Source organism: Pseudomonas sp. W2Oct36 (assembly GCF_041060465.1).
In the GTDB taxonomy this organism is placed as follows: domain Bacteria; phylum Pseudomonadota; class Gammaproteobacteria; order Pseudomonadales; family Pseudomonadaceae; genus Aquipseudomonas; species Aquipseudomonas graminis_B.
Window position 1 is genome coordinate 1 of sequence record NZ_JAUERW010000026.1, and the last position, 12,081, is coordinate 12,081.

General features: G+C 58.7%; 9 protein-coding genes and 1 rRNA gene. 1 reads left to right on the plus strand and 9 read right to left on the minus strand.

What is annotated here, in order from left to right; genetic code table 11:
• Nucleotides 1-152 precede the first annotated feature (152 nt).
• Nucleotides 153-268, plus strand: a 5S ribosomal RNA gene (gene rrf / locus QWI18_RS23480).
• An 83-nt stretch (nucleotides 269-351) separates the two neighbouring features.
• On the opposite strand, the gene QWI18_RS23485 is transcribed toward rrf, so the two are convergent.
• The 9 genes from QWI18_RS23485 to QWI18_RS23525 all read right to left on the minus strand — a co-directional run bounded on the left by QWI18_RS23485 (nucleotide 352) and on the right by QWI18_RS23525 (nucleotide 12,061).
• On the minus strand, nucleotides 352-855 hold the full coding sequence (locus QWI18_RS23485; protein ID WP_369319995.1) for an SRPBCC family protein: 504 nt from the start codon (nucleotides 853-855) through the stop codon (nucleotides 352-354).
• A gap of 41 nt (nucleotides 856-896) precedes the next feature.
• Nucleotides 897-4,349, minus strand: coding sequence for a non-ribosomal peptide synthetase (locus QWI18_RS23490; RefSeq protein WP_369319996.1), 3,453 nt, complete (start codon nucleotides 4,347-4,349; stop codon nucleotides 897-899).
• A complete protein-coding gene (locus QWI18_RS23495; protein WP_065990907.1) occupies nucleotides 4,346-5,290 on the minus strand; it encodes a diiron oxygenase in 945 nt (314 codons plus the stop codon). Before QWI18_RS23495 ends, QWI18_RS23490 begins: the two co-directional genes overlap by 4 nt.
• Nucleotides 5,291-5,339: 49 nt before the next feature.
• On the minus strand, nucleotides 5,340-6,119 hold the full coding sequence (locus QWI18_RS23500; protein ID WP_369319997.1) for a DUF3050 domain-containing protein: 780 nt from the start codon (nucleotides 6,117-6,119) through the stop codon (nucleotides 5,340-5,342).
• Between the two features lie 742 nt (nucleotides 6,120-6,861).
• Nucleotides 6,862-7,590 carry a thioesterase II family protein gene (locus QWI18_RS23505; protein ID WP_197986119.1) on the minus strand — a complete coding sequence of 243 codons (729 nt, stop codon included), beginning with the start codon at nucleotides 7,588-7,590 and terminating at the stop codon, nucleotides 6,862-6,864.
• Between the two features lie 178 nt (nucleotides 7,591-7,768).
• Entirely contained in the window at nucleotides 7,769-8,512 is a 744-nt protein-coding gene (locus QWI18_RS23510; protein ID WP_369319998.1) for a GntR family transcriptional regulator, read from the minus strand.
• Nucleotides 8,513-8,738: 226 nt separating this feature from the next.
• The gene (locus QWI18_RS23515) at nucleotides 8,739-9,743 is read right to left on the minus strand and encodes an aldo/keto reductase (protein WP_192135830.1); all 1,005 of its coding nucleotides are present in this window, start codon (nucleotides 9,741-9,743) and stop codon (nucleotides 8,739-8,741) included.
• A gap of 172 nt (nucleotides 9,744-9,915) precedes the next feature.
• The gene (locus QWI18_RS23520) at nucleotides 9,916-11,100 is read right to left on the minus strand and encodes an MFS transporter (RefSeq protein ID WP_369319999.1); all 1,185 of its coding nucleotides are present in this window, start codon (nucleotides 11,098-11,100) and stop codon (nucleotides 9,916-9,918) included.
• A 139-nt stretch (nucleotides 11,101-11,239) separates the two neighbouring features.
• Entirely contained in the window at nucleotides 11,240-12,061 is an 822-nt protein-coding gene (locus QWI18_RS23525) for an ABC transporter substrate-binding protein (protein ID WP_369320000.1), read from the minus strand.
• Between the last annotated feature and the right edge of the window lie 20 nt (nucleotides 12,062-12,081).

Here is a 12,081-nt window from a genome sequence, read left to right on the forward strand (position 1 = left end):
TGGTAGTGTGGGGTTTCCCCATGTGAGAGTAGGTCATCGTCAAGATTAAATTCCAGAACCCCATTTGCGAAAGCAGATGGGGTTTTGTTTTAAGTGAAGGTCATACATTTTCGCTGGAACGTTACGTCAGTAACGGGTCGGCTACAGAACTTCTTGACGACCATAGAGTGCTGGAACCACCTGATCCCATCCCGAACTCAGCAGTGAAACGGTGCATCGCCGATGGTAGTGTGGGGTTTCCCCATGTGAGAGTAGGTCATCGTCAAGATTGAATTCCGAAACCCCAGTCTGCTTACGGAGACTGGGGTTTTGTCGTTTAGGCCACCGGCACTGAAGCTCCGCAGGCTTCTGCTATGAGGGCATCACGGCTCTCGGCACGTTCTTCATCGCACCATCAGCAAAGCCCTGCAAAAACTCTCTGAAGCCCTCAATGCTCGTCGAGCCGTTGTCCACAGGCTCGGCAATGATCGCCCAAGTAGCAACGCAGCTGACACCGTCCTTGGGGACAACCGTCATTGAGGACCAGAGCTTGCTGACGCCTAGGTTGTTGTAGATGGTTGTCCATGTCATAGCCATTGCGTCATCGTCGTACGAATTGAGTTGTTCGATAACCACCAGACCACCTTCCTTGAATTTCTTGTAACGGACTGAGCCAGGACCGTTACCAATCACTTCGATGCTCGCAAGCTCCGGAATGAATTGAGTGAAACCACCGAAATCGCCCACGACCTTCCAGACCTTACGCGCTGGTGCGTTTATCGAGATAGCAGACACCACCGGTTCCCCGCCAGGGTTGGTAATCAGCGTATCGGGCGACAGGGAGCCAAGGGTGTTGAGCGGCTGAATAGCGTTCATGTTGTTCTCCACAACTTAAGGGAATGTTGCGTTGGGGTGTATCAGATGAAAGCAATCTCTTTCAGGTAATCGCAGCCCTTGCGAAGCAGCGCCGGGGTTTTTGAGGGGTAGCATTCGCCCATCCGTTGAACACCCGCATGGGCGTTCTGATACGCGATCATTGATATGTCTCCGATGTCTTCCTCCAACCCGTCGAGATAAAAACCGAGCACGCCGAATAAAGCGTTCTCGCTGTTCACCCGTTTCAACTGGGTTTGCCATTCACTGACGCTGACCATTTCGAAATCACTGCCCGCTTCACGGAACGCGCTGACGTAATTGCTCCAGCTCAATGGCTCCGGGTTATGGAGGTTGAAGACTGCATGGGATGGCTGGTAACGACTGGCGTGGAATGCGATGAATCGGGCGAGGAAGTCGACAGGCATCAAATCGAAGGTCATGGTGAAGTCCGGGACCTGGCCCAGTTGCATCGAACCCTTGAGCATCAGCATCAAGCGGTTTTTGTGCGGCTGGCAGACCCCCGTCGTGCTGTTGAACGCGATATTGCCGGGCCGGTAGATGTTTACCCACGCGCCTCGCTCCCTGGCTTGCTGCAGGATGCGCTCGGCGACCCACTTGGAAAGGTTGTAGCCGTTCTTGATGTAGATGGGCGGTGTCTCGGCAGCAGGCGCTTCGAGGACGCGACCGTCAGCCCCGACGGCGCTTGAGGCAGACAGCGTCGATACGAAGTTGAACACCTTCTTGCTGCGCCCTTCGCACAGCTTCAGGCATTCGAAGATGGGCTCGACGTTATCTTTGGCCAGGGTCTCGTAATCCTGGACGTGGTTGACGTTAGCGGCGTTATGCACCAGCGCGCCAAACTCGCGATCAAGCCGCTCGTACACCTCGTTGCTCAATCCAAGCTGTGGCCGTGTGACGTCGGCGGCATAGACCCGTACTCGCGCCAGATCCAGATGCTCAAGACGGTTTTCGCGCAGTGCCTGAATAAAGCGATCCTGCGCGGTCATCCCTGCGTTTTCACGCACCAGACAGGCAACCTCGGTTGCGCCCCACGCCAACAGCGCTTCGACGATGTGAACACCGAGAAATCCGTTGGCGCCGGTGACGATGACTTTGTGCACGTCGCCCATGCGCTCCACGGGCAGTACGGGCAGCTCGAAGGGCGCCGAACCATCCAGGAACGCTTGCGGGCTGACGGTCCATGATGTGGTGCCGTCGCTGTCGAGCAGTGACGCCAGATTGGTCAGCGTTGGCGCCTCGATGAAGCGATTGATAGGGATGCTGCGGCCGAACCGTTCGCGGATACCCAGCAGCATCTGCGACAACAGAATCGAGTGGCCACCCAAATTGAAGAAGCTCTCGTCGGTCGAGATTTCGCCGGGCGGAAGTTCCAGCAGGTCCGCCCACAAGGTCAGGAGCAGCCTCTCGCTTTCGCTATCGGGTAAACGACGCGGCGCTTGCTCAAGCATGTTCACGGGCAACTGCAACAGTGCCTTGCGATCAACCTTCCCGTTGCTGGCAAACGGCATGCTCGCCAACTCCGTGTAGGCGGTCGGCCGCATATAGTCGGGCAACGTAGCGGCGACATGGTCCTTGAGCAAACGCCGAGCGGCGTCCGGTTCTGCGCCGTGCGGTTGCGCGAGAAAAGCCAGGATGCGTCGCTGGTCGTCAATCACTACCGCGACTTGGCGGTACAGCTGGCTGTCGCGCAGGCAGTGCTCGATCTCCTCAGGCTCGACCCTGAATCCACGGATCTTCACTTGGTTGTCACGTCGCCCGGACAGCTCGATGCCTTCGCTCGTCCATTTGCCGATGTCCCCGGTTCGGTAAGCCCGAATACTTTGGCCATCACCCAGAGTGACATGCACATAGCGGTCATCGGTGAGCTCAGGGTTGTTGATGTAACCCAGGCACACGCCCGGACCGACGATGTAGAGCTCGCCGGGCGTCTGGTCCGCGACAGGCTGCATGTCCTCGTCGAGAATCAGGACCTGGCTGTTAGCAATCGGGCGACCCAGGTTGCGGTTGCTGCCGCCGAGTTGAAACTGGCCGGCAGTGATCAGCACGGTGGCCTCAGTGGGGCCGTACAGGTTATGGAAGTGACATTGCGCTGCCAGGCGTTCAATCACGTAGGGCTCGCAGACATCACCGCCGGTGCACAAGTGCTTGAGCTTCAGCGGTCGGTCAATCGGCAGGATGCTCAACAAGGCAGGCGGCAGAAACGCGTGGCTGAGATTCTGATCCAGCAGCTCGAACAGTTGCAGCGGATCACGACGCTGGTCATCGCTCGCCACGATCAGTTCAGCGCCGCCGAGCAGCGTCGGGAAGATGTCGATGACCGAGGAATCGAAACTCAGTGTCGAGAACTGCAGTACCCGGCTGTGCTCGGAGAGCTCGACATAGTGTGCGTACCAGGCCGTGAAGTGGCTCAGGTTGCGCTGGCTGAGCATTACGCCTTTCGGGTGTCCGGTCGTACCCGAGGTGTACAGCGCCATGCATGGCGCGTCGGTCTCTGGGCGATAGCGCATCAGCGACTGCGCCGTCGGCACGATCTCGATGCAGCTGATATCCAGCCCCGGCACAACAACGCCCGCCAGCGGGTGGCTGCCATTGTGCAGCAGCAATACGGCATGTGCGTTTTCGAGGATGTACTGCTGACGCTGCAGAGGCTGGCTGGGGTCCAATGGTAGATACACCGCCGCGTTGCCCAGAATGGCGAGGATCCCGGCGAACAGCGCCGCAGACTTCGGCATACAAATGCCAATCACCACCGGTTCAGCTGATGCGTGCGGCCGCATGGCCTGTATCTGCGACTGGATCGCGACGCTGTGTGCCCGCAGTTGGTCATAGCTGATGCGCTCGCCGTCGATACTCAGCGCAATGCGTCCGGCGAATTGGCTGAAGCTCCGGTCCAGTCGTGCGATCAGCGTCTGCTCGGCAACGCGCAGCAATTCCGGCGCCGCGGTAAAGTTGAAACAGTGCTCGAAGGCCAACCGGTCCAGTTGCAGCAGGCTTTCCTGGCGTCCACTGTGCGGCGGGTCGACGCGCTCGGCGCGTGCAAAGTACTCGGTATCGCGCGAGAACCGGCTGATCAGCATCGCAACGTTGTCCACCAGCGTCGCGACCGCCGCGTCCCGCAAGACGCGTCCGTTGCCGGAAAGCGTGGCAGCCACGGTATGGCACGCGATCAAGCGCTGAGCCGTAGCCGTCCCGAGCCAGCACACTATTTCCAGCTCCGGCAGCGCCCGCTCGCTCACCGGTGTCAGTCCTACCCGGAGGCCGAGATGAATGGCTGTCTCGAACACGCCCAATTCTGCGCCGGGCAGGTCCAGCGTGCCGTCCTCGATGAGGATCGACGCGTTCTGCGGTGCGCTCAGCTTCAGCGTTGCCTCGTCGCGCAGGTGGTGAATCAGATGCCCGTGGGCATTCAGTTCTGCACTCAGCTCACTCATTGTCTGGCTATGACCGATGAGCACAATCTCCAGGCGCTTCATTGCGAGCCTCCGACCGGTAGATAGTCGGCAAGGGCATGCTGGACGCAGGGGGAATCGAGCATCGAGCTGGAGGTAAAGAAACGCATGATGTTGCCCACCAACGGATGGTGGCGATTGATCGGAAAGCACATCGCCTGCGTTTCTTCCCTCAGCGCCTGTTTGATCGGCTCTGCGACCGGCAAGCTGTCGATCAGCACGAAGTCGAAAGACTTCTGGATGTCATTGGTCAAATACTGAGCAATGAACACAGGCAGGATCTGCGCGATAAGCTGCTTGTCCTGCTCGGGCGCTGTGTGCCAGTAGATCCTGACGAGGCGCGACCAGAAACCGGAGTGCCGTCCTTCATCGAGCAGGTGGTCCGCCATGAGGCCTTTGACGGATTGCTTCACCGTGTCGTCTTTGGCGAACGCGGCCACGTCGTTGGTCACGGTGTTCTCGGCAATCGCCACGCAGATGAGCTCGACTGCGCTGCGCAAGTGGCCTGGCGCCAATGCCAGAGCAGCGGGGATGGCCCTGCTGAGTTCGATTTCCTGTGGCAACGGGATTGGCTGGATGCCAGTGAGTGCGATGGTTTGCTGCATGAAGTCCATCGCCACCAGTGCGTGGTAATCCTCATCGACAACCACGGTCATGGCGTCGTAGCGGCAAGCGAAGGGAAAGCGGATTGCGAAGTTGTCTTTGGCGATGCTTCGCGCGGTCTTGTCGACGATTTCAGTCTCGAAAATCACCACGTCGTTGATGAACTTGTACAGGCTCTGCACCAGCGCCAGATCGCGCAGATGGGCGCATTCACGGGTGAACGTCTCGCTGAGCACCAATGGCTGGCGGCTGAGCGGGTAGATCAGTTTTTCGTCGTTTTCGACGATGCGGCGCGGGCGTGTCCGAATCGTCGCGCGGCCTTCCCAGGCATCGACGAATGACATGTAGTCTTCGGCTTTCATGATGGCGTCCTTGTGTGGAGGGCTTCTGGGTTGCGGAGGCGGGAGGGGCTCACGCGCTGACTTCCCGCGCCGTCTCACGCAGGGTGTGTTGCAGGGCGTCCCAAAGCGCCATGCGGCTATCAACGGCGGCAATGGCAGCGGCGTACACCTCGCGCTGGTGCTGTTCATTGCCGGCGACTAGCCTGGCCAGCAATGATTCCGCCGCCGGGCCGTGGTCTTCGGAGTCCACCTCGATGTGGCGTTCCAGGTAGTAGCGAAAGGTCGGTGCCTTGTCGGCCGTGATGCCCCAGTCGTCGAGAATTCGCTGAAACATCTGCGGGATAACACTCTCGCGCCCATGCAGAAACGCGGCCGCTACGCAATGCGCCGGTGCATTCAAAGCAATGTCGAGCGTGTCGCGGACGAAGTGCGTGGCCGCTCGGCCTGCGCCGACGCTGTCGAGCGCGGTGTTGTAGTGAATGCCTTCGTGCAACAGTTCGACGAAATGCTCGATGCGGGCCGTACTGGCGCCGACTTCTCGCATGGCATCCAGATACAGTTCGAAGTGGCTGTAATGATCGTGGCGTCCCGGCCGGTCGTCGGACTCCTCACCCAACACGATTTCATTGATGAGCCGCGCTGCCTTCGGGTCTCGCGGTGGCAGCCAGGGCAGCCGGGTGCACGTCAGCTCCTGTTGCAGCCGTTTGGTGAGTGACATGAAGTCCCAGACCGCGAACACATGCACCTCCATGAAGCGCTGCAGGACGTGCAGTGAATTAATTTCGGAAAAAACAGGGTGCGCGCTAAGTGCTGATTTTTTTGCAATAAGTTGCTGTTTGAGACTGTCCATTTTTACGTCCTTGGTAGATTAAGTGTGTCAGCATTTCTTCTAATTGCCACAACGGGTGGTCGTCTTAAGTTGCCGTGCAAACAACGGATAACATGACTCCCGTTAATCTCGGGCAATAAAAGGCCGCAAACCTTATTTCGTGTGTGATCAACAATCGTGCAGGCTGGAATCGGGCATGCGCACTTGGCCTATGCCCTCGCTGCCCAACGTGTGTGGGGGAATAGCCCTTAAACGTTGGCGGCCAGAAAACGTTAGAACAGTTTCAAAGGGTTCCGCAAATACTTTTTAATATAATTAACAGCCTATATAAATCGGGCGTGAGAGATGGCAATAAAACTTCTGAGTGAAATTTTATTGGGGCGAGCGCAACCCTTCCGGCCCATTAAGGCCAGAATTGAAATGAATGAACGAATACCTCGTTCAGCGTTGCGCTTAATCGGGTTAATACAGTTTTTGAGAATTTTCGGTTTGGGCGACATTCAGGGTTTCACTTCAATGTCTCCGCCCGGGGCAATGCTCCTTTTGCCGCTCCATGAGAACTGCTTTCCCTGAATCGGCTGCAGACCGATTCGTCGTTCGAGTTTGCCTGAACACACCGGTACACCGCGTCAACGACGACCAAGTTTCACGATAGGTGCATAAGCCGCGGCCCGAGCGTGGGAGGGCCGGCTTTTAGTCGTAGGAGGCTTCAGGGGGGAGGGGGTAAGGAGTCGATGCAGAAGGAGTGGGCGGCGGTTTCCGTTCAGCCGCCCAGCAAGCCGAGGTGCGTGTTGATGATGTGCAGCAGGCGGTCGCGTTGCGAGCTGAGGAAGTCATGAGTGCCGCGCACTTCGATCAGTTCGAACTCGCGACGTGTGAACTCCCGCCACTTCATCATGCTGGCGGCTGTGGCGACCGGATCATCGCTGCCGTACAGACCGGTCAACGGAATGTCCAGGCCCTCGTCTGCGCGGTGCGACCAGATTTCAGACAGCTTCACGTCGCTGCGCACGACAGCCTCCAGCAGCTTCAGGCGTTTCTTATCCTGGTCGAACGTGTTCGGGAGCACGCCCAGCCTGATCAGCGCTTGAATGAAATCGTCCTGCGGCAGCGTGTGCAAAAACGGCCAGGGTTGTCGGCTGTCAGGGCTGCGGCAGCCGGAAATGAACAGGTGACGCGTCAGATTCGGGTAATGATGCTGCGCCAGCCTGGCCATTTCATAAGCGACACGACCGCCAAAGCTGTGGCCATAAAATGCGTGAGGTTCGCTCAGATAGGGCTGCAACGCGAGGAAGGTGTCTTGCAGCAAGGGCGCCCACTGATCGTAGGGCGTTTCCTTGAGCCGGCTGCCGTGGCCGGGCAGGCGCAGCGTTACCAGTTCGATGTGATCCCCAAGGCCTTCGGACCAGTCACGAAAATGCTCCGGATCGCCACCTACGTGAGGAAAGCAAATCAGGCGTGTTCTGACGGGTTGTCCAGAATTGACAACCATCAGCCATTTGTTCTTTTCGGCTTGCACTCAGCTTCCCCGAGCCTTGATAGAGGCGTCATAACCGTGGAGCCGGGTCCTTCGGCGCATACGCCGTCATGAACGGCGTTCGTTGATCCCTTGTGCTTATCGGCCGATTAGCCAGTGGCGAGCAAGGTCAAGGTTGAAAAAACAGCGAATGTCACTGGGTGACGGCACGTTTTCGTGAGGCCGCCGCAGGTTTTGCCTCTTCCGCCTTACGGGCGCTCAAGTAGGCATTGATGGCTTCAACACCACGATTCAAGTGGTGAGTCAGCGCCTCGACGGTGGCGTCCACATCACCGGCGCCGGCCTTTTCCAGCAATTCGTAGTGGTCGCGCTGGGACACCTTGCCCAGGTTCATTTGCTTAAGATTGAAACGCAAGAAGCGCTCTTCCTCGTTCAAGCCGTCCTCGACCAGTTTGAGCAGGCGTGTGTTGTGCACCTTGGAATACAGCGCCATGTGGAACTGGCGGTTGAGCGTGCCCATGATGCTGTAGTCGGTTTCGACCTCCAACTGTTCGATGTACCCACGCGCCATGCTGATGTCTTCATCGGTCAGCAGCGGGATCGACTGGCGCAGGGCCTCGGACTCCAGCAGGATGCGTAACGCATAGGCGTCCGTAGCATCCTCGTTGATCAACGGGGCAACGACCGCACCTTTGTGGGTTTCGACACGCAGCAACGATTGAGCTTCCAGCTGACGCAGCGCCTCGCGCACGGGCATGCGGCTGACACCGAAAAGTGTCGCCAGCTCTTGCTGGCGCAGGGCGATGCCTGCCGGGAGGCGTCCTTCAAGAATGGCGCTGCGCAGTTTTTCTTCGATGACGGCACGCGCCAGATGTGCAGGCGGCTGCTCATCACCCAGGGTTTCCCGCAGAAATTGCTCTTTCTCAGTCCTGCGCATGCTTGATCTTCTTCAGCTGAACAGTTATTGGATCCAATGAAACACTAGAGACCGCTGCCGGCCTTGTCAAACTTTGCTACAAGTTTAGCGGGCTGTCTCGGCGCGGCATTCTACAAGGGATTAAGCGTAGAGGTATTGCCATCAATCGGGGATTGGGAACGGGCTGCCCGACCTCGGTGACGCAAGTCTTTGCGGCACGCGAGGCTGGCTTCACGGCCGAACGGCGTCAGATATAGCGGCCCGTCACGAAATGCTGCACGTCATTGAAACCCGGCGTGGACGCATGCCCGGGTGTGACGAGGGAGTCGATAAACGCTTCGTCTTCGGCCGTGATGTTCACGCTGAGCGCCTTGGTGTAGCTGTCCCATTGGTCCTCGGTACGTGGCCCGACAATGGCAGAGGTCACAGCCTGATTGTTCAGCACCCAGGCAATGGCGAATTCCACCAGCCCTACGCCTTTGGCCTGGGTGTACACCTGCAGTTTCTGGGCGATGTGCAAGGACTCGGTGCGCCATTCGGTTTCCAGGATGCGCTTGTCCTGACGGCCGGCGCGGGTGCTGCTGTCTGGCGTTACATCAGGGGCGTACTTGCCACTCAACACGCCGCGTGCCAGCGGGCTGTAGGGCACGACGCCCAAACCATAGAACTTCGCCGCAGTGATCTGCTCCAGCTCGGCCTGACGGTTGACGATGTTATACAGCGGCTGGCTGATTACCGGTGTGTCGACGCCCAGACGCTGAGCCACATTCACCACCTCCGCGATACGCCAGCCGCGGAAGTTCGACACGCCCCAGTACCGGATCTTGCCCTGGCGAATCAGATCGCCAATGGCCGACACGGTCACTTCGAGTGGCGTGTTGTGGTCTTCCTTGTGCAGGTAATGGATATCGATGTAATCGGTGTCGAGACGACGCAGGCTGGATTCGATTTCATTGAAGATGTGCTTGCGATTCAGGCCGCTGGCGTTCGGTGCAGTATTGCCCGAGCTGCTGCCGACCTTGGTGGCGAGGACCCACTCGCTGCGCCGCTTGGCAATGGCTTCGCCGACGATCTCCTCAGACCGGCCGGCGTTGTAGACGTTGGCCGTGTCGATGAAGTTGACGCCTTCATCCCAGGCCTTGTCGATGATGCGCAGGGATTCTTCGGTGCCGGTCTGCACGCCGAACATCATGGAGCCCAGTGTCAGCGTTGAAACCTGGAGGCCGGATTGGCCAAGGGTGCGGTATTTCATTGCTCGATATCCTTTTCGTCAGGGAAGTGGAAATCAGGACAGTCTGGAACAGGCTTGCAAGGGGTCTCGTAAAGACCGATCAGACCGAAAGCTCTAGGCCGGACATACTCACCTGTTTGGGCGGGTTTTGAAAAGTGACAAATTGACGAGCCGCAGGTGGCCGAGCACGGCGTCAGAGGGAGAGGTCAGCGTGAGTGAGCTTCCCGTGGCGCCCGGCCAGGAAGCACAGTGTGCCGCCCATGGCGGTCAGGCACGCCAGGACATAAAACATGGTCGGCGCGGGGCTGTTGATCAATAAGTAGCCGCAGATCACCGGGCTCAACGCTCCGCCGAAGGCCGCCAGATTCTGCGCCCCCAAGTAACTGCCGCGAAGGTGATCCGGTGCGATGGTGTCGACGAACAGGTATTCGGCGGGATAGATGATCATCTCGCCCAACGTAAAAACGAACATTGCGGCGCACCAGGCCAGGGTTGTTTCGGCAAAGCTGAAGCCGACAAGGCCGATCGCAAACAATGCGGTGCCAAGGCAAATCCAGTACGGCAACTGCTCGCGTTTGAGAAAGCGGCCGATCTGGTACTGCATCAAAATGACCGTTAACGCGTTGCACGCCAATACGGCTGACAGGATTTTCAGCGCCTGTTCCGCCGTGTGCGTGACCAGCAGAAACTGCGACAGGTACAACGTATACCGGCCATGCACGATGGTGCTGAGCAAGCTGCCGCCCGTGAACAGAATCAGCGTGCGGTCGTTTTTCAGCGTGACCAGGGTGTCGAGAAAGCTGCGCGGTGGGTGCTCGGTATCCGCGACTGTGCGCGGTATGCCGAGCATCAGGAAAAGACTGCAGAACGCGATCGCACTGGCGATGAAAAACGGTGCCAGTGGCAGGTGCCCGGCAATGACCACGCCGAGCATCGGGCCGGTGGCGTAGCCAATGTTGGTGAGGGTATAGCGCAGCGAGAAAACCCTCGCACGCTGCCCGATGGGCAGGTTTTCGCTGATGATTGCTTTGGAGCCGATCAGGAACAGCGCCGAGGCCGTCTCAGTGATCACCAGCGTGAGGGTCGTCAGATAGACGTTGTGGGCGAAGGTCAGCAGGGCGAAGCCGACGGCACTGGACAGCATCGCCAGGATCAGCAACTTGCGCTTTTCCAGCCGGTCGATGATGTAGCCACCGTACAGGCCCAGCAGCGTGGCGATGAACACCGCGATGCCCATCAGCAACCCGACGTCTTGCTGATTGAGCCCCAGCCTTGTGCTCAGGAACAGCGTCAGCAGCGGGCTGGTCATCGCCCGGCTCATGACGATAGTCAACGAGCAGACCATCAAGCGGCGGATGACGAGGGAGTAGGTGGCCACTGTTGTTTTTCCGTCCTTGTTCAAGCCTCGGAGCAGATCCATTGTGGGAGCGACCGGGTTGGTGCTCCCACAAACGCTGCCCGACAGCGCCGCATTCTAGACGACGAGTCATCCCTGACGGGGCTGGCTTGATCGCCTGTTACTTACCCTGATTCATCCCGACCTTGGTCACCGCGCCCTGTTCCAGCTCCCATTTTTTCAAAATCTTGCCATAGGTGCCGTCGTCGACCATGGCCTGCATCGATTCAGAGATGGCCGCCGCCAGTTCAGGGTTGGACTTGCTGACGCCCAGGCCGGTGAACTGTTTCGAGATCGCCAGGCCAAGGGGCTTGTACGTGTCCTTCTCCTGGGACATCAGGTAAGGAATGGTTTCGCTGCCCTGCATCGCGGCGTCGAGCCGGCCCTGACGCAGTTGCGCGCGTGCATCGGCCGAGCCTTCGGAGCCACTGACGATGATCGCCGGCTTGCCTTTCGCTTCGCAGTTTTCCTTGCTCCACCCCGCGATTTCCGCAGGCCAGGTGGTGCGGCGGCTGGTGCCGACTTTTTTGCCGCACAGATCGGCGGGCTCATTCAGATCAGCGTTTTTGGTCAGCGTGTACAGCTGCGGCCCGCTGGCGAAATAGTCGATGAACGTCACCGACTTCTGCCGCTCGGCCGTGTCGGTCATGCCCGACAGAATGATATCGAAGCGCCTGGTGACCAAGCCGCTGACCATCTGCTCGAAAGCGGTCTCCTGCCATTTGATCTTGACGCCAAGGCGCTCGGCCAGGGCGTTGCCGAGATCCACGTCCAAGCCGGTCAGCGTGTTGGTGCTGGTGTCTTTGAAATCCATCGGCGGGTAATTCGGCACGATGGCGGCGGTGATTTCGCCCTTTTCCTTGAGGCTGGCGGGCAGCGCGGCGAACACTGACGCGGACGCCATCAGGCCGGCGAGCAAACTGGGGATGAGGATCTTTTTCATGGTCGTTCTCGTTTGTTCTG

Excerpts from the sequence above, each read along its gene's own strand:
- QWI18_RS23485 (WP_369319995.1), bottom strand. The coding sequence starts at position 855 with ATGAACGCTATTCAGCCGCTCAACACCCTTGGCTCCCTGTCGCCCGAT.
- QWI18_RS23490 (WP_369319996.1), bottom strand. The coding sequence starts at position 4,349 with ATGAAGCGCCTGGAGATTGTGCTCATCGGTCATAGCCAGACAATGAGT.
- QWI18_RS23495 (WP_065990907.1), bottom strand. The coding sequence starts at position 5,290 with ATGAAAGCCGAAGACTACATGTCATTCGTCGATGCCTGGGAAGGCCGC.
- QWI18_RS23500 (WP_369319997.1), bottom strand. The coding sequence starts at position 6,119 with ATGGACAGTCTCAAACAGCAACTTATTGCAAAAAAATCAGCACTTAGC.
- QWI18_RS23505 (WP_197986119.1), bottom strand. The coding sequence starts at position 7,590 with ATGGTTGTCAATTCTGGACAACCCGTCAGAACACGCCTGATTTGCTTT.
- QWI18_RS23510 (WP_369319998.1), bottom strand. The coding sequence starts at position 8,512 with ATGCGCAGGACTGAGAAAGAGCAATTTCTGCGGGAAACCCTGGGTGAT.
- QWI18_RS23515 (WP_192135830.1), bottom strand. The coding sequence starts at position 9,743 with ATGAAATACCGCACCCTTGGCCAATCCGGCCTCCAGGTTTCAACGCTG.
- QWI18_RS23525 (WP_369320000.1), bottom strand. The coding sequence starts at position 12,061 with ATGAAAAAGATCCTCATCCCCAGTTTGCTCGCCGGCCTGATGGCGTCC.